Genomic DNA, 19,462 nt, shown 5'->3' with positions numbered 1-19,462 from the left:
CCTCGCTCCTACGAAGAGCGGATTGCGGTTGGCCTGACACCCAACCGACTAATCCACACCGCCATCAGAATCACCGCCCCACCAAACAACAACCGCCCCAGCTCTTCATGCTGATTCCAGATCAGCAAGTTGATCAGCAACCCCACTGGCACATGCAGGTTGTTCATCACCGCCAGCGTCCCGCCGTTCACCAGGCACGCGCCCTTGTTCCACCAGTACAAACCCAGCGCGGTCGAGACCAGGCCGAGGAATATCAGCACGCCCCATTGCAGCGGCGCTTCGGGCAGGAAGTGCTGTTTGCCGAACAACAGAAACGCCGGCAATGCCACCGCCAATGCGCCCAGGTAGAAGTATCCGAAGCGCCGGTAATGCGGCAGATCACTCGGATGGCGGGCCACCAGATGTTTGTAGAGCACCTGCCCGGCGGCGTAGGTGAAGTTGGCGAGTTGCAGCAGCAGGAAACCCATGAAGAAATCCGGGTTGATCCGGTCAAAGCGAATCACTGCCGCCCCGAGTACCGCCACTAATGCCGCGATCAAGGCCCACGGATTGAAGCGGCGGTTCAGCGCATCTTCGATCAGGGTCACGTGCAGCGGTGTGAGGATGGTGAACAGCAACACCTCCGGCACCGTTAGCACCCGGAAGCTCAAATACAAACAGACGTAAGTCACGCCGAACTGCAACGCGCCGATCAGCAACATCCCACGCATGAACGCGGGCTCGACCTGACGCCAGCGCGTCAGCGGAATGAACACCAGCCCCGCCAGCAACACCCGCACCAGCACCGCGAAGTAACTGTCGACATGACCGGCCAGGTATTCGCCGATCAAGCTGAAGGAAAACGCCTGGATCAGCGTGACAAAAAGTAGATAGCCCATGGTCGCCTCATTTCGAATGGCGCGACGATAGCGGGTTTTGCCCGTCATCGCGACAGTCAGCCAACACACAAAACCCTGTGGGAGCGGGCTTGCTCGCGAATGCGGTGGGTCAGGCAACATTAATGTCGACTGACACGCCCTCTTCGCGAGCAAGCCCGCTTCCACAGGGAGTTGTGTGCCCGCTTATCAAATCGCAGGCAAAAAAAAGCCCGATCTCGCTAATGCGTTCAATCGGGCTAGAGCACTCAGGAGCAACAAGTGCAAAGGGAGGTTCGATGCGCGTGCAGGCTTGAAGGGTTGCGCCAGGTCACTAGACCATCCAGCGATTATCTGGCGATTAACGGCTCAGGCGACCTGGGAAAGCTTGGCGTTGGCCTGGTTCAGGCCTTTCTCCTGGAAGTCACCGCCCAGGTTCATGCCTTCGGCGTGAATGAATGTGACGTCGTGGATGCCGATGAAGGCCATGACCTGGCGCAGGTACGGTTCCTGGTGATCGGCGGTGCTGCCGGCGTAGATCCCGCCGCGAGCGGTGAGTACATAAGCGCGCTTGCCGCTGAGCAAACCTTGTGGGCCGGTTTCGGTGTACTTGAAGGTCACACCGGCACGCAGCACGTGGTCGAGCCAGGCTTTGAGGGTGCTCGGAATGGCGAAGTTGTACATGGGAGCCGCCATCACCAGCACGTCGGCGGCCAGCAGCTCGTCGGTCAGCAGGTTGGAGCGCTCCAGCGAGGCCTGCTCGATGTCGTTGCGTTGTTCGGCAGGTTTCATCCAGCCGCCCAGCAGATTGATGTCCAGGTGCGGCACCGGGGTGGTGGCCAGGTCACGGACGGTGATCTGGTCGGCCGGGTGTGCGGCTTTCCATTGGCTGATGAAGGTCTGGGTCAGCTGGCGGGAAACCGAGTCTTGCTGACGGGCGCTGCTTTCGATGATCAGAACGCGGGACATGGGATGTAGCCTCCATCTGAGAATGCTGTAGGTCGATGGAGTGAAGGTTAAACAGAGTCATATCGATGAAAAAGCGCAAATAACTGCTATAAAGCATCGATAAATTCGTTTATAAGCGGAGCATGTCCTGTGGGAGCGGGCTTGCTCGCGAAGGCATTGTGTCAGTCGAAACCACTGTTGGCTGACACAATGCCTTCGCGAGCAAGCCCGCTCCCACAGGATTGCAAAGTCATTTCGGGGTGCAGGTCAGGTTGATACGCATCTTGATGATGGTGCGGGTGAACTTGGCGGTGGCGTTTTTGTGTTTACCGGCAGGCACTTCGATTGTGCGGTTACGCGGCGCTTCCGGGCCATTGTTGAAAACCACCTTGCAGATCGCATCGGTGCTGCCGTAGTTGTTCACCTGAATGGAGGCGATATCGGCATCTGTATCAAAGGCGTTGTAATCGATGCTCAAGCCGTTCAATTGCTTTTGAACGTCGATCGGATAGGCAAACGCCGTCAGCGGCAACATCGCCAACGCCGCACAACCCGCCATCACACAACAAAGTTTTTTCATTCAGCAGCCTCCAATAAGGACTGCCAGCTTAGGACAAGAGGAGCTCAACATGAAAGCGCCCCGCGTGACCCTTGATCAATGGCGAACATTGCAGGCCGTGGTCGATCACGGCGGTTTCGCCCAGGCCGCCGAAGCGCTGCACCGCTCGCAATCGTCGGTCAGCTACACCGTAGCGCGCATGCAGGACCAGCTCGGTGTGCCATTGCTACGCATCGACGGCCGCAAAGCGGTGCTCACCGAGGCCGGCGGCGTGTTGTTACGCCGTTCCCGACAACTGGTGAAACAGGCCAGCCAACTGGAAGACCTGGCCCATCACATGGAGCAAGGCTGGGAAGCGGAAGTGCGGCTGGTGGTCGACGCAGCCTACCCCAGCGCCCGCCTCGTCCGCGCACTGACCGCGTTCATGCCGCAAAGCCGTGGCTGCCGGGTGCGTCTGCGCGAAGAAGTATTGTCGGGTGTCGAGGAAGTGTTGCTTGAAGGCGTGGCCGATCTGGCCATCACCGGGTTCAGTATTCCTGGGTATCTGGGCGCAGAACTGAGCGACGTCGAATTTATCGCGGTCGCCCACCCCGAGCATTCCTTGCATCGCTTGAACCGCGAACTGAACTTCCAGGACCTGGAAAGCCAGATGCAAGTGGTGATCCGCGACTCCGGCCGCCAGCAACCACGAGACGTCGGCTGGCTCGGCGCCGAGCAGCGCTGGACCGTCGGCAGCCTGGCCACCGCCGCGACTTTCGTCAGCAGCGGCCTGGGTTTCGCCTGGCTGCCCCGGCACATGATCGAGCGCGAACTCAAGGAAGGTACGCTCAAAGTGCTACCGTTGGACCAGGGTGGCAGCCGCAACCCGAGCTTCTATCTGTATTCAAACAAGGACAAACCCTTGGGCCCGGCGACGCAGATTCTCATCGAACTGCTGCGCACCTTTGATACCGCGCCGCTGGATGCACCTTTCGCCGCCCCTGAACAAGCCTGACATGGAGTGTACGTATGGCCTATTTCGAACATGAAGGTTGCAACCTGCACTATGAGGAATATGGCCACGGCACGCCGTTGCTGCTGGTTCACGGGCTGGGTTCCAGCACCCTGGACTGGGAAATGCAGATCCCGGCGCTGTCAGCCCGCTACCGGGTGATCGTCCCGGACGTACGCGGCCACGGGCGTTCCGACAAACCCCGTGAGCGTTACAGCATCGCCGGATTCAGCGCCGACCTGATCGCTCTCATTGAACACTTGCACCTCGGCCCGACACATTATGTAGGGCTTTCCATGGGTGGCATAATCGGCTTTCAACTGGCGGTGGATCAGCCGCAATTGCTCAAAAGTCTGTGCATCGTCAATAGCCAGCCGCAAGTCAAAATGCAAAAGCCCAGTGACTACTGGTGGCTAATCAAACGCTGGAGCATGGCCCGACTGCTGAGCATGGAAACAATCGGCAAAGCCTTGGGGCGCATACTGTTTCCCAAACCCGACCAAGCCGATTTGCGGCAAAAAATTGCCGTGCGCTGGGCAAAGAACCACAAACATGCTTATCTCGCCAGCTTCGATGCCCTCATAGGTTGGGGGGTTCAGGAACGACTTTCGCGAGTCACCTGTCCAACCCTCATCGTTAGCGCAGACCACGATTACACACCGGTCTCGGTGAAGGAAACTTACGTAAAACTGCTGCCCGATGCGCGGCTGGTGGTGATCGCCGACTCGCGCCACGCCACCCCGCTGGATCAACCGGAACGCTTCAACCAAACGCTGCTCGAATTTCTCACCGCAGTCGACACCACTACTCAGGATCACTGACTTATGCTGAAAAAAATCGCCCTCGTCGCCGGCTCCGTTCTGTTTGCCGCCAACCTGATGGCCGCCACGCCCGCCAAGGCGCCGCACGTGCTGCTGGAAACCACCAACGGCCAGATCGAAATCGAACTGGACCCGGTCAAGGCACCGATCAGTACCAAGAACTTCCTTGAGTACGTCGACAGCGGCTTTTACAACAACACGATTTTTCACCGTGTGATTCCGGGCTTCATGGTCCAGGGCGGCGGTTTCACTCAGCAGATGCAGCAAAAAGAAACCAAGGCGCCGATCAAGAACGAATCCAAGAACGGCCTGCATAACGTGCGTGGCACGCTGTCCATGGCTCGTACGTCCGTCCCGGATTCGGCCACCAGCCAGTTCTTCATCAACGTCAAAGACAACGACTTTCTCGACCAGGGCGACGGCTATGCCGTGTTCGGTAAAGTCGTTAAAGGGATGGACGTCGTCGATGTCATCGTCAACTCCCAGACCACCACCAAAAGTGGGATGAAAGACGTGCCGGCCGACCCGGTCTTCATCAAGTCGGCCAAACGCATAGACTAATCTGCACAGGAGTGCTTGAGCGGCTGTCGGTCTCCGGCGCCGCTCATATCGTTTAAAGGAGAGCCCGTGCGCGGGCGGAGAACTGATGCTTTATCGCCGTTTTGAAAAACTGATCGACATTTTCCGCGATGCACCGACGGCGGCTCCGCCGGATCGGGTTCTCCCCTTCTACACCTATTACCTGAAGCAGGTCTGGCCGAGTTTCGCCGTCCTGCTGATCGTCGGCCTGTTCGGCGCGCTGATCGAAGTGGCGCTGTTCAGCTACCTGAGCCGCATCATCGACCTCGCCCAAGGCACGCCCAACGTCGATTTTTTCAAGGAACACGGCATCGAACTGGCCTGGATGGCAGTGGTGGCGTTGGTCCTGCGCCCGATATTCGTCGGCTTGCATGACTTGCTGGTGCACCAGACCTTGAGCCCCAGCCTGACCAGCCTGATCCGCTGGCAAAACCACAGTTACGTGCTCAAACAGAGCCTCAATTTCTTCCAGAACGACTTCGCCGGGCGCATCGCCCAACGCATCATGCAGACCGGCAACTCGTTGCGCGATTCGGCTGTGCAAGCGGTGGACGCGCTATGGCATGTGCTGATCTACGCGATCAGTTCACTGGTGCTGTTCGCCGAAGCCGACTGGCGCCTGATGATCCCGCTGCTGACCTGGATCGCCGCCTTCATCGGCGCCCTCTACTACTTCGTGCCACGGGTCAAGGAACGCTCGGTGGTGTCGTCCGATGCGCGCTCCAAACTCATGGGACGGATCGTCGATGGCTACACCAACATCACCACCCTGAAGCTGTTCGCCCACACCAACTTCGAACAGCAATACGCCCGCGAAGCGATCAAGGAACAAACCGAAAAAGCCCAACTGGCCGGCCGTGTGGTGACCAGCATGGACGTGGCCATCACCAGCATGAACGGCCTGCTGATCGTCAGCACCACCGGCCTCGCGCTGTGGCTGTGGACGCAGTCGTTGATCTCAGTGGGTGCAATTGCCTTGGCCACGGGCCTGGTGATCCGCATCGTCAACATGTCTGGCTGGATCATGTGGGTGGTGACGGGCATTTTCGAAAACATCGGCATGGTTCAGGACGGTTTGCAGACCATCTCCCAGCCAGTCAGCATCACCGACCGCGAGCAGGCCAAGCCTTTGAAGGTGGCCCGTGGCGAGGTACGTTTCGATCACGTCGATTTCCACTACGGCAAGAAAAGCGGGATCATCAGCGACCTCAACCTGACGATCAAACCCGGCGAGAAAATCGGCTTGATCGGCCCGTCCGGTGCCGGCAAATCGACGTTGGTCAATCTGCTGCTGCGCCTCTATGACGTGCAGGGCGGGCGGATTCTCATTGATGGCCAGAACATCGCCGAAGTCGGCCAGGAAAGCCTGCGTGAACGCATCGGCATGATCACCCAGGACACTTCGCTGCTGCACCGTTCGATCCGCGACAATTTGCTGTACGGCAAACCCGACGCCACCGATGCCGAACTCTGGGAAGCGGTGCACAAGGCCCGGGCCGACGAGTTCATCCCGTTGCTGTCGGACTCTGAAGGTCGCACCGGTTTCGATGCTCATGTCGGTGAACGCGGTGTGAAGCTCTCCGGTGGCCAGCGTCAGCGGATTGCCATCGCCCGGGTGCTGCTCAAGGACGCGCCGATCCTGATCATGGACGAAGCCACCTCGGCACTGGACTCGGAAGTCGAAGCAGCGATCCAGGAAAGCCTCGAAACCCTGATGCAGGGCAAGACCGTGATCGCCATTGCCCACCGCCTCTCGACCATCGCGCGGATGGACCGTTTGGTGGTGCTGGAAAACGGCAAAATTGCCGAAACCGGCAGCCACGCCGAACTGCTGGCCCATGGCGGCTTGTATGCGCGGTTGTGGCAGCACCAGACCGGCGGCTTTGTCGGGATCGATTGAGGTTTGTGATCAACACCGGCCCTGTGGGAGCGGGCTTGCTCGCGAATGCGGTGTGTCAGGCAACATCGATATTGACTGACACTCCCTCTTCGCGAGCAAGTCGAATCGTCGCACCGCCGCTCCCACACTGGATCTCCAGTACCCGCGGGTTACAGCGTCAACACCATCTCATGCCACGCCATCCCGCCATGGTCCGACGTCGAGGGCTTGATGTAGGCAAAACCAAACCCGGCATAGAGCGCAATGTGCCGCTCTTTGCACATCAGGTGGATGCTGGACTTGTTCAGTGCACGCATGCGCTGGATAAACTCACTCATCAAGCGTTTCGCCAGCCCCTGCCCCTGATAGTCCGGATGCACCACCACCGACATGATCACCACGTGCGGGCCGGCCGGGTCGTGGCCGATCAGCTCCTTGAACGCTTCGTCCGACATCTCCACCTGAAATGCCGCACCGGAATTGATGAAACCGGCGACAACGCCATTCACTTCAGCAACGATGAAGCCCTCGGGCCAGGTGGCGATGCGGGTGGCGATTTTCTCGCGGGTAGCGGCTTCATCACCTTCGTAGGCAACGGTTTCGATGGCATAGCAACGGTCCAGGTCAGCGGGGCTGACGTGGCGGATGACGGTGTTCATGGCAGCTCGGAATCGGCGTGGGAAAGGTTGGGATCATAAATCAGCATCAATACGACATCGAGAGGCGAATCACCGATCCGCCGCTCGACCCGCTCATTACGCCTTGAGCGGCAGCCAGATTTCCAGCACGCCGGTATTGAGCTTCGGGTTGAAATCGTCGCTGTAGCGTTCGAACTCCGGAGCGTCCGCCGCTTCATGACCGGACTTCGGCAGCCAGGTTTTCCAGATGTATTGAAAGGTCTGGGGCAAGGCATCCAGAGAGCCCTTGTGTTCGAAGACTGCATACTTCTGAGGCTGAACTTCGATCCAGCGGTACTTCTCGGGCAGGTCGTCGAGCTTGCTGATTTCGACACCGGCGATGTATTCAAAACCACCCTTGCCATCCGGATTGCAGCAGATGCCGTAGGTTACTTCGCTTTTCTGACCGGGAATTTTGCCCATCTCGGGAATGAATTTCTCCCATAGGTCGGGGATCGCTTTGGTCGTCTCCGCCGTAAATCGTCCACCAAGCCCCGCTATGAGCATGAAGTGCCCGTTTTCAAAGCGTGGCTCGACCTTCTCGGCGCTTGTTTGCTCATCCATGACTCAACTCCTGGTACAAAAGGTGGGTTCGGCTGGGAGTATAGAAGCCAAACCTGATTCGCCCAGTTACAGTGCGTGCAACTGTTCGAAAGTGCCCGGACCGATGAACTCGTTGTAACCCGATAGGATCACGTAGACCGCGAAATAGCAGAAGATCGCTGCCGAAGCCATGTAGGAATAACGCAGTAGTTTGTCCCCGAGCAATTTGCCGCCGTGGCTCGCAGCGAAGCACAGACCCACACACCAGAGCACACCGGCGCACAAGAAACCGCCAAGAAACAGCGCCGAGCTGACCGCGCCACCACCACCGGAACGGGCGATCAGTGTTCCGCCTACCGCGGCGAACCAGAGAATGGCGCTGGGGGACGACATGGCGAGGAAAATCCCGCGAAAGAACTCCTTGCGGTGGGAGTTGTGACCGACTTCAGCGGTCTGCGCCAACAGCGCTTCATGGTGAATCGCCGAGTAAATCATCTTCGCCGCGAAATACAGCAGCAGCGCCGATCCGCCAATCCACAACACCCATCGCACGGCTTCGTATTGCAGCAATACGGTCATCCCGGCCAATGCCAGCACGGCGTAAATCAGGTCGCCGACACACGTCCCCAGCCCCAGGGCAAAGCCTTGGAAATAGCCGCGCTGCATCGCCAACGTGATCATCGCGATATTGGCCACACCGATGTCCAGGCACAGCGAAAGGCTCAGCAAAAAGCCGCTGGTAAATTCCATCAACCGATTTCCTTCGCAAAAATTGTTTACATAGACGCTGGACAGTCTGCCACAGCTGCCCTTACATTCCGCCACAGGCCACCGCAGTGGCCAGCGTCGCTCGGACGGTTCCGGGCGCTTACGTTATCCGAGGCAACAATGGCCGAACAAGGTTCGCCGCGCCGCTTTGCGCGCATAGATCGACTCCCCCCTTACGTTTTCAACATCACTGCCGAGCTGAAGATGGCCGCCCGTCGTCGTGGCGAAGACATCATCGACTTGAGCATGGGCAACCCCGACGGCGCCACGCCGCCGCACATTGTCGAAAAACTCGTCACTGTTGCCCAGCGTGAAGACACCCACGGCTACTCCACGTCCAAAGGGATTCCGCGCCTGCGCCGGGCGATTTCCAACTGGTACAAGGATCGCTACGAAGTCGACATCGACCCGGAAACCGAAGCCATTGTCACCATTGGTTCCAAGGAGGGTCTGGCGCATTTGATGCTGGCCACCCTCGATCAGGGCGACACCGTGCTGGTGCCGAACCCCAGCTATCCGATTCACATCTACGGTGCCGTGATTGCCGGTGCCCAAGTGCGGTCGGTGCCGCTGATTCCTGGCGTGGATTTCTTCGCCGAGCTGGAACGGGCGATTCGCGGCTCGATCCCGAAACCGAAGATGATGATCCTCGGCTTCCCGTCCAACCCCACCGCCCAGTGCGTGGAGCTGGATTTCTTCGAGCGGGTGATCGCCCTCGCCAAGCAGTACGACGTTTTGGTGGTGCACGACCTGGCCTACGCCGACATCGTCTACGACGGCTGGAAAGCCCCGTCGATCATGCAAGTGCCCGGCGCCAAGGACATCGCGGTGGAGTTTTTCACCCTGTCCAAGAGCTACAACATGGCCGGCTGGCGTATCGGCTTCATGGTCGGCAACCCGGAATTGGTCAACGCCCTGGCGCGGATCAAGAGCTACCACGATTACGGCACGTTCACCCCGCTGCAGGTCGCGGCCATCGCGGCGCTGGAAGGCGATCAGCAATGCGTCAAAGACATTGCCGATCAGTATCGACAGCGTCGCAACGTGCTGGTCAAAGGCCTGCATGAACTGGGCTGGATGGTCGAAAACCCGAAAGCGTCGATGTATGTCTGGGCCAAGATTCCCGAGGCTTACGCACACATGGGTTCGCTGGAATTCGCCAAGAAACTGCTGGCCGAAGCCAAGGTCTGTGTCTCGCCGGGTGTGGGATTTGGCGAGTATGGGGATGATCATGTGCGCTTCGCGCTGATCGAAAACCAGGACCGGATTCGTCAGGCCGTGCGCGGGATTCGCGGGATGTTTCGGGCGGATGGGTTGGTTCAGAAAACCAGCTCCAGTTAAATCGCCTTCGCGGGCAAGCCTCGCTCCTACAGGTTCATACCATTCCTGTAGGAGCGAGGCTTGCCCGCGAAGCTTTTAAACGAACAACGACAACAGCAGGATGAAGCCCAGGCCCACCACGGACAGGATGGTTTCCATCGCGGTCCAGGTCTTGAAGGTTTCCGCCACGGTCATGTTGAAGTACTGCTTCACCAGCCAGAAACCGGCGTCGTTGACGTGGGACAGGATCAACGAACCGGCACCGGTAGCCAGTACCAGCAGCTCACGGTTCACGCCCGGAATCATCCCCACCACCGGCACCACGATGCCCGCGCCAGTAATGGTCGCCACGGTCGCTGAACCGGTGGCGATGCGAATCACCGCCGCCACCAGCCAGGCCAGCAGGATCGGCGAGATCTGTGCGTTCACCGCCATGTGGCCGATCACATCACCCACACCGCTGGTCACCAGCATCTGCTTGAAGCCACCACCGGCACCGATGATCAGAATGATCGCGGCGGTCGGCGCAAGGCTGGCATCCAGCCATTTCATCATTTGACTGGAACCGATGCCCTGCTTGTAGCCGAAGGTATACAGCGACAGCAGCAATGCCAGCAGCAACGCCGAAATCGGGTGACCGATCAGGTCCATGAAAGCGCGGAAGATGTTGCCATCGGGCAGCACCACGTCGGCAAATGTCTTGAGCAGCATCAGGAACACCGGCAGCAGCACGGTCACCAGAGTGATGCCGAAGCTCGGCAATTCAGCCGAATCCGTTTCGCGCGCCAGTTGATCCACCAGCTCCTGGTTCGGATGACCGGGAATGTGCTTGGCAATGAACGTGCCGTAGATCGGGCCAGCGATGATGGCCGTTGGCAGCGCAACGATCAGGCCGTACAGAATGGTTTTACCGATGTCGGCACCGAACACACCGATGGCCAGCAGCGGACCCGGGTGCGGCGGCACCAGGCCGTGTACCGCGGACAGACCAGCCAGCAGCGGGATACCGATCTTGATGATCGACACGCCAGTGCGACGGGCCACGATGAACACCAGCGGAATCAGCAGCACGAAGCCGATTTCGAAGAACAGCGGAATGCCGACCAGGAACGCGGCGAACATCATGGCCCACTGCACCTTGTCCTTGCCGAAGGCGCGGATCAACGTCTGCGCAATCTGATCCGCACCGCCTGATTCGGCCATCATTTTGCCGAGCATCGTGCCCAGCGCCAGGATGATCCCGACGAAACCGAGTACCCCACCGAAGCCATCCTGGAACGCCTTGATGATGGTGCCGATCGGCATGCCGGACGTCAGCCCGAGGAAGGCGGCGGCGATGATCAGTGCGAGGAATGGGTGCAACTTGAACTTGGTGATCAGGACGATAAGCCCGATCACTGTGACCACTGCGTCTAGCAGCAGGAATGACTCGTGGGACATGCCAAACATGGGGGGTGTCTCCGTTGTTTGTTGTTGTTATGAAAGCAATTATTCAAATGCCGTCAGGACAGCGCTATCTCTTGGAGCAAAACTCAACTGGCGAGTTTCAAGCCATGATCGAGCCACCATGCATGAGCCTGCTTCGCCAATTCATCGACGCTGTGGCTGGACGCATCCAGAGCCAGGGTCAGGGGCTCACCAACGGGCGATTCAAGTGTGGCGAACTGGCTGTCGATCAAGGTCGACGGCATGAAGTGACCCGGCCGATGAGACACACGATCGGCGGCGACTTCGGGGGTCAGCTCAAGAAAAACGAAGCCCAGGCCCGGCAAGGCACTGCGCAAGCGTTCGCGGTAACTGTGTTTGAGGGCCGAACAGGTCAGCACCGGGCGCTCGCCCTTGGCATCGACGCGGCGCAGTTCATCGCACAGGCTGTCGAGCCAGCCGGCACGGTCTTCATCGTTAAGAGGGATACCCGCGCTCATCTTTTCGATATTGGCGGCAGGGTGGAAAGTGTCGCCTTCAATGGCGGTCGCGCCGCTAAGCTGGCACAGGGACTGGCTGACGCAGGTCTTGCCGCAACCGGCAACGCCCATGATGACCAGGGCGGTGATGGGATGATTCATGTAACACCTCAGCGCGCAGACAGCGCTACCTTTGCGACGTAAGACTCAAGTGCAAAAGCAGAAGTTGCCGACGCCTTCTTGTCATTTTTGTGGGTTGCAGCATGTTCGTTCTCGAGGCCAAAAAGCGAGGATCAGGCAAACCTCGTTCACGCATTTGCAGCTGCATCGAGACAGCGCTACCTTAGTGCCTTGAATTTTGTTTGGCAAGCCGTCCGATGAATACCCCTAAAAACGATAAAAATACTCGCACCACTGGCCGCCCTACCCTCAACGAAGTCGCGCGCCTGGCCGGTGTCAGCCCGATTACCGCCTCCCGCGCCCTGCGCGGCGTCAGCACGGTGGCCACCGAACTGGTGGAAAAAGTCCAGAAGGCCGCCCTCGACCTGAACTACGTGGTCAACCCCGCCGCCCGCGCCCTGGCCTCGGCCCAGAGCCATTCCGTGGTGGTTTTGGTGCCGTCATTGTCCAACCTGCTGTTCATCGACACGCTGGAAGCCATTCATCAGGTTTTGCGACCAAAGGGCTTCGAAGTGCTGATCGGCAACTTCCATTACTCGCGTGATGAAGAAGAAAACCTGCTGCGCAATTACATGGCTTATCAGCCTCGCGGCTTGTTGCTGACCGGTTTCGACCGCACCGAAAGTTCGCGGCGGATGATCGAGGCCAGCAACATTCCCTGCGTCTACATGATGGAACTGGACAGCGCGGCCGGGCTCAATTGCGTCGGCTTTTCGCAAGTCGCTGCCGGCGAAACCGCTGCCGGGCATTTGCTGTCACGCGGTCGCAAACGCCTGGCCTACATCGGCGCGCAACTCGATCAACGCACGCTACTGCGTGGCGAAGGTTTCCGTCGCGCGCTGCAAAAGGCCGGTTTGTATGATCCCGCCCTGGAAGTGCTGACACCACGAGCCTCGTCGGTGGGTCTGGGCGGCGAATTGTTCCTGCAACTGCTCGCTGCCCATCCAGACGTCGATGCGATCTTCTTCGGTAACGACGACTTGGCTCAGGGCGCGTTGCTCGAAGCGCTGCGCAATGGAATCAAGATCCCCGAACGCGTGGCGATCCTCGGCTTCAACGACCTGCCGGCATCTGAGCACATGGTTCCGCGCCTGAGCAGCATCAGCACCCCACGAGAAGCCATTGGCCGTCGCTCCGCAGAGCTGATGCTGACCTTGCTGGCCGGCAATTCAGTGACCAAACCAGTGCAGGATATGGGGTTTGAATTGAAGGTGCGCGAGAGCACTTGAAGCGCGACCATTCCCACGCTCCGCGTGCTAGATTCCCGAGACCTGGAACAGCAAACGGAGAAGCTCAATGGGACATACGCTGAAGATTTTGGGTCGGGCCTCATCAATCAACGTCAGAAAAGTCCTGTGGACCTGCGACGAACTGGGCGTTTCCTACGAACGCGAAGACTGGGGCAGCGGTTTCGCATCGACCCAGAGCCCGGAATTTCTCCAGCTCAACCCCAATGCACAAGTGCCGGTCCTCATCGACGAAGCCGGCGTGCTGTGGGAATCCAATACCATTTGCCGGTACCTGGCCGGCAAACACCAAAACACTGACCTGCTGCCCATCGAACCGGCGGCCCGCGCTCGCGTGGAGCAGTGGATGGACTGGCAAGCCACCGAACTCAACCCGTCTTGGGGCTACGCTTTTTTTGCGCTGGTCAGGCAATTGCCGAACTTCCAGGACTCGCAGCGGATTGCCGATGGCGTTCGCGGCTGGAACGCAAAAATGGGCATCCTCGAACAGCAACTCGCGACAACCGATGCGTATGTTGCCGGACCGCAGTTCACACTGGCCGATATCCTCATCGGATTGTCGGTCAACCGCTGGCGGATGACCCCGATGGAACGCCCGGACTATCCCGCCGTCGACGCCTATTGCCAACGACTGGCGTTGCGGTCGGGGTTCATGGAACACGCTTGCAATGGCGTGCCATAACACCAAATCCGCCCCCTCTGCCCTTCCATAAAAAGAGCACCCCATGAACGGACTCAACGTACTGCTGACCGGCGCCTGCGGCAGAATCGGCAGAACCTTTTTCCAAGCTTCGCAGGACCGCTACACCTTCGTGCTGACGGATCGCATCGAGCCCGACTTCAATGTCGATTCACCGCATCGCTTTGTACGCCAGGACCTGTCCGACCTCACCGCCATAAGCGAAGTGCTGAAGGGCATCGACGTCATCGTGCATCTGGCTGGCATCCCTCACGCCACCGCCTCTTTCGATGAGTTACTGCCCAACAATATTCTGGCCACCACTTACCTGTTCGAAGCCGCCGTGGCGGCGGGTTGTAAACGGTTGGTGTTCGCCAGCAGCGCGCAGACCATAGAGGGTTATCCGGTGGACCGGCAGATCACACCGGGCATGCAGGTGATGCCGGCCAATCTGTATGGCGTCAGCAAGTGTTATGGCGAAGCCTTGTGTGCGTTCTACGCTGCCAAACACAACCTCTCGAGCATCGCCATACGCATCGGCGCTTTCGAGTTTGCGGACCGTCACGAATTGACCAACGCTCGCGACCTGAGCGCATGGCTCAGCCCTCGTGATGCGGTGCAGTTACTGCAACTCTCGGTAGAGGTCAAAGGTGTGCAACACCTGATCGCCCACGGTATTTCCAATAACCGTTTCAAACGCCTGGACCTCAGTGAAACTACCCGGGTGTTGGGTTATAGGCCGGTGGATGATGCGTTTCAGGAGTTCGACATTCCCATCGGGTTTCCTTGACTGTGCTTTTTCAGAATCCGGACAACGTGGTTCTTGCGCTGGGGGAACGGACTTGCTCCCAGCGGTGTTCCAACGAAAGCGGTGTATTAGACGACATCAATGTTGATTGTGCCGCCGTCTTCGCGAGCAAGCCCGCTCCCACATTTTGATTGTCGGTGTTCACCAATAGTGTGTTCACAACAAATTTACTGTGGGAGCGGGCTTGCTCGCGAAGGCGGCAGTTCAAACACTACAGAAACATAAGACAAAAACTACAAACTCTCACTCACCTTCGTAGCCACCTCCCCCGGCACCCAGGCCTTCCACACCTGCGGCTGATCGCGCAAAAACGCTTCGGCGACCTGACGCGGTGGCTGGCGTTTTTCGCTCATCTGCCCGAGGGTCTGGTTCAGCAGATTGATCGGCAAATCGACCTTTTCGAAGAACGCCACCAGGTCCGGGTACTGCGCCTTGAACGGTGCCGACACACCGATAGCCAGGCTGGCCGGCATCGAACGTGTGCCCTTGGGGTTCGGGTTGTTGGCATCGGCCAGGGTCTTCCAGGCTTGCGCATCGAACGGCGGCTCTTCGAGTTTCACCAGTTTGAATCGACCCAGCAGTGGCGTCGGCGACCAGTAGTAAAACAGTACCGGTTTGCCACGGCGGATCGATGAAGCGACCTCGGCATCCAGCGCCGCGCCGGAACCGGTGCGGAAGTTGACGTAGCTCGCAGTCAGGTCATAGGCCTTGAGTTTCTGGCTGTTGACGATCTCCGACGTCCAGCCGGTCGGGCTGTTGAGGAAGCGTCCGCGGCTTGGGTCTTCGGGGTCGCGGAACACGTCCTTGTAGCGCGCCAGGTCGGCGACGGATTTCAGCTCCGGCGCCAAAGGTTTAATGCCGCGTTCCGGGTCGCCCTTGATCACGTATTCCGGCACCCACCAACCTTCGGTGGCGCCTTTGACCGTGTCGCCCAAACCAAACACTTTGCCCTCCGATGCCGCCTTGACCCAGGCCGGACTGCGCCCGGCCCACTCTTCGCCGATCACTTGAATGTCGTTCCTCGCCAAGGCTGCTTCGAGGCTGACAGTACTGCCCGGCAAGGTGTCAGTCGGGTAGCCATAACCTTTCTCGACGATCAACCGCAGGATCTCGGTGATCAGGCTGCCACTTTCCCAGGTGATGTCACCGAAGTGGATGGGCGTGGTTTTTTCTGCAGCCGGAACGTGTCCAGCCACAAGGCTCAGGGCCAGCAGCGAACTGCCGAGCAGGGTTTTGATCGATCTCATGCGGACCTCTGGGTCAGGGGTGGTCGGTTCAAGGGTTCGTTGGCGCTGTGCTGGGTGCACAATGCCTGGGAGCGGGTCATGTAGACGCTGACCGAGCGCAGGGAAATGCCCAGTTCGGCGGCGATTTGGGGGTAGGTCAGGCCGTAGATTCGCGACAACAGAAACGTTGCCCTGACCTTGCCCGGCAGGCGGTCGAGGGTCCGTTCAAGGCGCGTCAGGGTCTGGGAAAACTGCGCCAGATCTTCAGGCGATGGTCCGCCGAACGGGTAAATCGGCGATAGCTGATCGAGGTGCTGGCGTTCCAGATCGCGACGACGCCACAGCTGATAAATCAACCGATGGGCAATGGTGGTGAGTAAGGCGCGAGGTTCGCGAATTGGCGTCAGACCTGGCGATTCGAGCAACTGCACGAAGGTCTCGGCGGCGATGTCTTCGACGCTGGGACTGGCCCCCAGGTAATGGCGTAGCCGTGTGCACAGCCAGGCATAGTGGGCGCGGAACAATCCGCCCACGTCGTTGCGATGAGAAAGGTCGGCGCCGGACATAGAGGCTCCATGAGTTAGGGGTCGCTGAATGTCCGGTGATCCGGTGGCGCGATCCTAGCAAGGAGCCTTATTCATTAATAATATTTAAAATGAATTTTTATATTCCATAAATGAATTTAAATAAGCGGCGCCTGATACATCGCTATCGCGGGCAAGCCACGCTCCCACAAGTCCACCGAAATCCAGTGGGAGCGTGGCTTGCCCGCGATTGACGGAACTGTCGGCACAAGCCTCAAGCCTCATCGCAACCGCCCGTACCCCAGCGCTTCGGCCTCCTGCTGATAATCGAGAATGACTTGATAGTCGCTTTCGGTGGTCGGCAGCACTTCCTGCAGGCCGAGGATTTCCGCGACTTCGGGCAGTTCCTTCAACGTCTGATTCATCACCCATCGAAGCTGTTCAGCCTGCTCATCGGTGGTGCCAGCGGCCGCGATGTAGGGCAACGTCGGACTAAACGCCGTGCGCGCCAACACGCGTAGGCCTTCGACTTCTGCCTGGGCATGCTGCGCCAGATAGGCGAAGGTCACGCTGTCGATGGCGGCCAGGTCTGCCAGGTCATCACGCAGCCAACGCAGGCTTTCGCGGTGGCTGCCGCTAATGGCCACACTGGCAAAAAACTGCCCGTCGCGGTGCAGTGGCGCCAATCGGTGACGCAACAGGTTCATGCCACTGTTAGAGTCTTCGCCGTTGATCACACCGCGACTGCCCCGCAAGGCTGACAAGGTCCATCGAGGATCGTCGGCGCGAGTCAATAACAGGCTGCAATGGTTACCGCCATTGCTGTCTGGAAGTTCGTAACGAGGACGACCGATAACCCGGACACGACCGCGTAAAGCCGTCATCAAGGGATAGCCGCAAGTCTGGGTCAACAGCAGGTGCGGGGACAGCCAGAGGTCCATCAGCGACAGCCCTTCGGCATCGAGGCGAGTGCTGCCGAGTTGTTCGACGATCTGCGCCAGCCAACGCTCATTCGCTCGGCGGATCGGCTCGGGGGCGACGTACATCAGTAGTTCAGCGAGGTGTTGTGTCATTGAATCTTCCCATGCAACAAAAATCCCCTGTGGGAGCGGGCTTGCTCGCGAAGGGGTCATGTCAGTCAATATTGATGTTGCATGACACACCGCCTTCGCGAGCAAGCCCGCTCCCACAGGGGGAACTCATTCGCAATCAGTGAAACGGATGCCGCGGGCTGTCGATCGCCCTCACCCCATGCTCGCGTATCAACTGAACATAACCCTGCACCAGAAACCCGCCACTACGCGTCAGCCATTGCTCGCGACGCGTGCGATAGGCCCGCGGCAGGTCGTACCAGGGCAGGCTGGGCAAATCGTGATGCACCAGGTGCAGGTTGAGGTTCAGGAACAGCCAGCGCCACGGCCATGCCGCTTCATTGATGACGGTGCGTTGCTCGGGTTGCACGTGGGGACGGTGTTCATAGTAAGAGCGGATCATCGCAATCGACAGCGCCGGCACGCTGATCAGCAACAGGTAATGCCAGACCGGCAGCACGCTATAGCGGGCGATGAACGTCAGCATCAGCAGCGTCAGCGCACCGTGGGTAAGCCACATCAACCAGGCTTGGCGCTCACCCGCTTTTAGCCGTTGCAACTCTTCCCGGGCCAGCGCGAGCAAGGCCAGTGGCGCACCGAGGACAAAGCGCCCGAGCACGGTTTTGTTCAGCCAGAGCAGGCCTTGTTCGAATGGTGAACGGCGCTGCCATTGTTCTGCGCTCAGGTAACGGCTTTCCGGATCGCGACCGGGGACGGTCAGGTCTTCATCGCGGTGATGCAGCAAATGACTGTCGCGGTACAGGGTGTAGGGATACCAGACCGCGAACGGCGCATAACCGAGGACTTTGTTCAGCGTTTGCCAACAGGTGGGATGGCCGTGCAGCAATTCATGCTGCACCGACAACCACAACACCATCAGTGGAATCAGCAACAAGGTGCTCCACCAAAGCCCCAATCGGGCGCTGCCCAGGACAATGCTGAACCAGCCGACGTATACGCCGATCAACAGCAGCCAGGTCGGCCACTCGGTGCGAGCGGTCAGGCGTTGGCGCAGGGTTTCGATTTCTTCACGGTGGGCAGCATCGAAGTAATGGGGCATGGCTTTGCTCAGAACGGGAACCAGTCCCCCTCTGTGCAACGGCGCAGGGATTTCTTGCAGATTATCTGGTTATTTCGATAGGCCTGAAAAACAAGGAGCCCGAGGACTCGGGCTCCGTTGACGCGGGATCAGTGGCCGAACACGCCCACCTTCTTGGCCTTCTTGTCCGCACGTTTTTCATCGGCGGTTTTAGCCGGTTTCTTCTTTGCCGCTTTCTTTGAATCCATGCCTTTGGCCATGATACATACTCCACTCATACGGGACGTGAGATCAGGTATACACCTATCGCGGCGCCCGCGTTCTTTTATAATCACCCGCTTTGCGCACTGACAGTCCAGGCCCATGCCCAACACCCAGTACACCTTGCTCGACGAGCCGTTATGGCCGTTGATGAACAAGTTTTACCGCGCCCACCAATCGTCGATGAAAGCAGTCCGCGACGCTCGCCTGTGGGTCGCGAAACGCGATGAGATCATTGCGGCGTTATGTTTGCGGCCGGTGGCCGGCGGGCATTGGCTGACCGGGTTGTTCGTCGACCCGCGCTGTCGCGAGCAAGGGATCGCCGCGACGTTGATCGCCCACGCCATCAAGCACCTCGAAGAACCCGTCTGGTTGTTCTGCCATCCGGATTTGCGTGGCTTTTATGAGCGCCGCGGCTTTACCTTCGACCCACCCATGCCCTATGCCATGGCTGAACGGTTGAGCCGTTATGCGCGGAGCAAACCGATGATTGCGATGGGGCTGGAACCGAAGCACTAGAGACTTGTAAAGATTAAATGTGGGAGCGGGCTTGCTCGCGAAAGC

General features: G+C 59.0%; 21 protein-coding genes. 9 read left to right on the top strand and 12 right to left on the bottom strand.

Translation table 11 applies throughout. The features are described 5' to 3' along the window. Positions 1-8: 8 nt before the first annotated feature. From ACIPLA_RS15955 to ACIPLA_RS15945, 3 genes are all read right to left on the bottom strand, one after another. Positions 9-878 (bottom strand): carboxylate/amino acid/amine transporter, encoded by an 870-nt coding sequence (locus tag ACIPLA_RS15955; protein WP_401174070.1) that lies wholly within the window; start codon positions 876-878, stop codon positions 9-11. Positions 879-1,223: 345 nt separating this feature from the next. After that, complete coding sequence (locus ACIPLA_RS15950; protein ID WP_218397843.1) at positions 1,224-1,823, bottom strand: FMN-dependent NADH-azoreductase; 600 nt, start codon at positions 1,821-1,823, stop codon at positions 1,224-1,226. 229 nt (positions 1,824-2,052) lie between these two features. Beyond that, positions 2,053-2,382 carry a 3-phosphoglycerate kinase gene (locus ACIPLA_RS15945; RefSeq protein ID WP_218397845.1) on the bottom strand — a complete coding sequence of 110 codons (330 nt, stop codon included), beginning with the start codon at positions 2,380-2,382 and terminating at the stop codon, positions 2,053-2,055. Positions 2,383-2,431: 49 nt separating this feature from the next. Here ACIPLA_RS15945 and ACIPLA_RS15940 point away from each other — a divergent pair, with 49 nt between their 5' ends. From ACIPLA_RS15940 to ACIPLA_RS15925, 4 genes are all read left to right on the top strand, one after another. Beyond that, positions 2,432-3,355 carry a LysR family transcriptional regulator gene (locus ACIPLA_RS15940; protein ID WP_008069097.1) on the top strand — a complete coding sequence of 308 codons (924 nt, stop codon included), beginning with the start codon at positions 2,432-2,434 and terminating at the stop codon, positions 3,353-3,355. 14 nt (positions 3,356-3,369) lie between these two features. Beyond that, on the top strand, positions 3,370-4,173 hold the full coding sequence (locus ACIPLA_RS15935) for an alpha/beta fold hydrolase (RefSeq protein WP_401174065.1): 804 nt from the start codon (positions 3,370-3,372) through the stop codon (positions 4,171-4,173). Between the two features lie 3 nt (positions 4,174-4,176). Beyond that, positions 4,177-4,734, top strand: coding sequence for a peptidylprolyl isomerase A (locus tag ACIPLA_RS15930; protein ID WP_007902463.1), 558 nt, complete (start codon positions 4,177-4,179; stop codon positions 4,732-4,734). An 85-nt stretch (positions 4,735-4,819) separates the two neighbouring features. Next, complete coding sequence (locus ACIPLA_RS15925; protein ID WP_401174062.1) at positions 4,820-6,652, top strand: ABC transporter ATP-binding protein; 1,833 nt, start codon at positions 4,820-4,822, stop codon at positions 6,650-6,652. Positions 6,653-6,801: 149 nt separating this feature from the next. On the opposite strand, the gene ACIPLA_RS15920 is transcribed toward ACIPLA_RS15925, so the two are convergent. From ACIPLA_RS15920 to ACIPLA_RS15910, 3 genes are all read right to left on the bottom strand, one after another. After that, complete coding sequence (locus ACIPLA_RS15920) at positions 6,802-7,290, bottom strand: GNAT family N-acetyltransferase (protein WP_218397853.1); 489 nt, start codon at positions 7,288-7,290, stop codon at positions 6,802-6,804. Positions 7,291-7,386: 96 nt separating this feature from the next. Next, positions 7,387-7,872 (bottom strand): GyrI-like domain-containing protein, encoded by a 486-nt coding sequence (locus ACIPLA_RS15915; protein WP_123501443.1) that lies wholly within the window; start codon positions 7,870-7,872, stop codon positions 7,387-7,389. A 66-nt stretch (positions 7,873-7,938) separates the two neighbouring features. After that, the gene (locus ACIPLA_RS15910) at positions 7,939-8,601 is read right to left on the bottom strand and encodes a LysE family translocator (RefSeq protein WP_401174057.1); all 663 of its coding nucleotides are present in this window, start codon (positions 8,599-8,601) and stop codon (positions 7,939-7,941) included. Positions 8,602-8,739: 138 nt separating this feature from the next. Here ACIPLA_RS15910 and alaC point away from each other — a divergent pair, with 138 nt between their 5' ends. Continuing rightward, complete coding sequence (alaC, locus tag ACIPLA_RS15905) at positions 8,740-9,960, top strand: alanine transaminase (RefSeq protein ID WP_218397859.1); 1,221 nt, start codon at positions 8,740-8,742, stop codon at positions 9,958-9,960. 75 nt (positions 9,961-10,035) lie between these two features. Here alaC and ACIPLA_RS15900 read toward each other — a convergent pair whose 3' ends face one another. Continuing rightward, entirely contained in the window at positions 10,036-11,388 is a 1,353-nt protein-coding gene (locus ACIPLA_RS15900; protein ID WP_218397862.1) for a GntP family permease, read from the bottom strand. An 83-nt stretch (positions 11,389-11,471) separates the two neighbouring features. After that, a complete protein-coding gene (locus ACIPLA_RS15895) occupies positions 11,472-12,005 on the bottom strand; it encodes a gluconokinase (RefSeq protein WP_007902444.1) in 534 nt (177 codons plus the stop codon). A 215-nt stretch (positions 12,006-12,220) separates the two neighbouring features. Between ACIPLA_RS15895 and ACIPLA_RS15890 the strand changes: the two genes are divergently transcribed. The 3 genes from ACIPLA_RS15890 to ACIPLA_RS15880 all read left to right on the top strand — a co-directional run bounded on the left by ACIPLA_RS15890 (position 12,221) and on the right by ACIPLA_RS15880 (position 14,739). Beyond that, complete coding sequence (locus tag ACIPLA_RS15890; protein ID WP_123501447.1) at positions 12,221-13,252, top strand: LacI family DNA-binding transcriptional regulator; 1,032 nt, start codon at positions 12,221-12,223, stop codon at positions 13,250-13,252. Between the two features lie 67 nt (positions 13,253-13,319). Beyond that, positions 13,320-13,952, top strand: coding sequence for a glutathione S-transferase family protein (locus ACIPLA_RS15885; protein ID WP_401174052.1), 633 nt, complete (start codon positions 13,320-13,322; stop codon positions 13,950-13,952). A 43-nt stretch (positions 13,953-13,995) separates the two neighbouring features. Beyond that, the gene (locus tag ACIPLA_RS15880) at positions 13,996-14,739 is read left to right on the top strand and encodes an NAD-dependent epimerase/dehydratase family protein (protein WP_401174049.1); all 744 of its coding nucleotides are present in this window, start codon (positions 13,996-13,998) and stop codon (positions 14,737-14,739) included. A 251-nt stretch (positions 14,740-14,990) separates the two neighbouring features. On the opposite strand, the gene ACIPLA_RS15875 is transcribed toward ACIPLA_RS15880, so the two are convergent. The 4 genes from ACIPLA_RS15875 to ACIPLA_RS15860 all read right to left on the bottom strand — a co-directional run bounded on the left by ACIPLA_RS15875 (position 14,991) and on the right by ACIPLA_RS15860 (position 18,658). Next, complete coding sequence (locus tag ACIPLA_RS15875; protein ID WP_218397867.1) at positions 14,991-16,004, bottom strand: ABC transporter substrate-binding protein; 1,014 nt, start codon at positions 16,002-16,004, stop codon at positions 14,991-14,993. Beyond that, entirely contained in the window at positions 16,001-16,549 is a 549-nt protein-coding gene (locus ACIPLA_RS15870) for a sigma-70 family RNA polymerase sigma factor (protein ID WP_401174045.1), read from the bottom strand. The genes ACIPLA_RS15875 and ACIPLA_RS15870 overlap by 4 nt, the downstream gene beginning before the upstream one ends. 239 nt (positions 16,550-16,788) lie before the next feature. After that, positions 16,789-17,580, bottom strand: a complete 792-nt coding sequence (locus ACIPLA_RS15865) for a phosphate/phosphite/phosphonate ABC transporter substrate-binding protein (protein ID WP_218397871.1) — start codon at positions 17,578-17,580, stop codon at positions 16,789-16,791. A gap of 136 nt (positions 17,581-17,716) precedes the next feature. Continuing rightward, entirely contained in the window at positions 17,717-18,658 is a 942-nt protein-coding gene (locus ACIPLA_RS15860; RefSeq protein ID WP_401174042.1) for a fatty acid desaturase, read from the bottom strand. A gap of 342 nt (positions 18,659-19,000) precedes the next feature. Here ACIPLA_RS15860 and ACIPLA_RS15855 point away from each other — a divergent pair, with 342 nt between their 5' ends. Then, entirely contained in the window at positions 19,001-19,417 is a 417-nt protein-coding gene (locus ACIPLA_RS15855) for a GNAT family N-acetyltransferase (RefSeq protein WP_218397876.1), read from the top strand. The last annotated feature ends 45 nt before the right edge of the window (positions 19,418-19,462 follow it).

The organism is Pseudomonas sp. NPDC086112 (genome assembly GCF_044746425.1).
GTDB lineage: Bacteria > Pseudomonadota > Gammaproteobacteria > Pseudomonadales > Pseudomonadaceae > Aquipseudomonas.
The sequence above is the reverse complement of the archived record's forward strand: the minus strand, read 5'-3'. Positions and strand labels throughout refer to the sequence as shown.

Excerpts from the sequence above, each read along its gene's own strand:
- ACIPLA_RS15955 (WP_401174070.1), bottom strand. The coding sequence starts at position 878 with ATGGGCTATCTACTTTTTGTCACGCTGATCCAGGCGTTTTCCTTCAGC.
- ACIPLA_RS15950 (WP_218397843.1), bottom strand. The coding sequence starts at position 1,823 with ATGTCCCGCGTTCTGATCATCGAAAGCAGCGCCCGTCAGCAAGACTCG.
- ACIPLA_RS15945 (WP_218397845.1), bottom strand. The coding sequence starts at position 2,382 with ATGAAAAAACTTTGTTGTGTGATGGCGGGTTGTGCGGCGTTGGCGATG.
- ACIPLA_RS15940 (WP_008069097.1), top strand. The coding sequence starts at position 2,432 with ATGAAAGCGCCCCGCGTGACCCTTGATCAATGGCGAACATTGCAGGCC.
- ACIPLA_RS15935 (WP_401174065.1), top strand. The coding sequence starts at position 3,370 with ATGGCCTATTTCGAACATGAAGGTTGCAACCTGCACTATGAGGAATAT.
- ACIPLA_RS15930 (WP_007902463.1), top strand. The coding sequence starts at position 4,177 with ATGCTGAAAAAAATCGCCCTCGTCGCCGGCTCCGTTCTGTTTGCCGCC.
- ACIPLA_RS15925 (WP_401174062.1), top strand. The coding sequence starts at position 4,820 with ATGCTTTATCGCCGTTTTGAAAAACTGATCGACATTTTCCGCGATGCA.
- ACIPLA_RS15920 (WP_218397853.1), bottom strand. The coding sequence starts at position 7,290 with ATGAACACCGTCATCCGCCACGTCAGCCCCGCTGACCTGGACCGTTGC.
- ACIPLA_RS15915 (WP_123501443.1), bottom strand. The coding sequence starts at position 7,872 with ATGGATGAGCAAACAAGCGCCGAGAAGGTCGAGCCACGCTTTGAAAAC.
- ACIPLA_RS15910 (WP_401174057.1), bottom strand. The coding sequence starts at position 8,601 with ATGGAATTTACCAGCGGCTTTTTGCTGAGCCTTTCGCTGTGCCTGGAC.
- alaC (WP_218397859.1), top strand. The coding sequence starts at position 8,740 with ATGGCCGAACAAGGTTCGCCGCGCCGCTTTGCGCGCATAGATCGACTC.
- ACIPLA_RS15900 (WP_218397862.1), bottom strand. The coding sequence starts at position 11,388 with ATGTTTGGCATGTCCCACGAGTCATTCCTGCTGCTAGACGCAGTGGTC.
- ACIPLA_RS15895 (WP_007902444.1), bottom strand. The coding sequence starts at position 12,005 with ATGAATCATCCCATCACCGCCCTGGTCATCATGGGCGTTGCCGGTTGC.
- ACIPLA_RS15890 (WP_123501447.1), top strand. The coding sequence starts at position 12,221 with ATGAATACCCCTAAAAACGATAAAAATACTCGCACCACTGGCCGCCCT.
- ACIPLA_RS15885 (WP_401174052.1), top strand. The coding sequence starts at position 13,320 with ATGGGACATACGCTGAAGATTTTGGGTCGGGCCTCATCAATCAACGTC.
- ACIPLA_RS15880 (WP_401174049.1), top strand. The coding sequence starts at position 13,996 with ATGAACGGACTCAACGTACTGCTGACCGGCGCCTGCGGCAGAATCGGC.
- ACIPLA_RS15875 (WP_218397867.1), bottom strand. The coding sequence starts at position 16,004 with ATGAGATCGATCAAAACCCTGCTCGGCAGTTCGCTGCTGGCCCTGAGC.
- ACIPLA_RS15870 (WP_401174045.1), bottom strand. The coding sequence starts at position 16,549 with ATGTCCGGCGCCGACCTTTCTCATCGCAACGACGTGGGCGGATTGTTC.
- ACIPLA_RS15865 (WP_218397871.1), bottom strand. The coding sequence starts at position 17,580 with ATGACACAACACCTCGCTGAACTACTGATGTACGTCGCCCCCGAGCCG.
- ACIPLA_RS15860 (WP_401174042.1), bottom strand. The coding sequence starts at position 18,658 with ATGCCCCATTACTTCGATGCTGCCCACCGTGAAGAAATCGAAACCCTG.
- ACIPLA_RS15855 (WP_218397876.1), top strand. The coding sequence starts at position 19,001 with ATGCCCAACACCCAGTACACCTTGCTCGACGAGCCGTTATGGCCGTTG.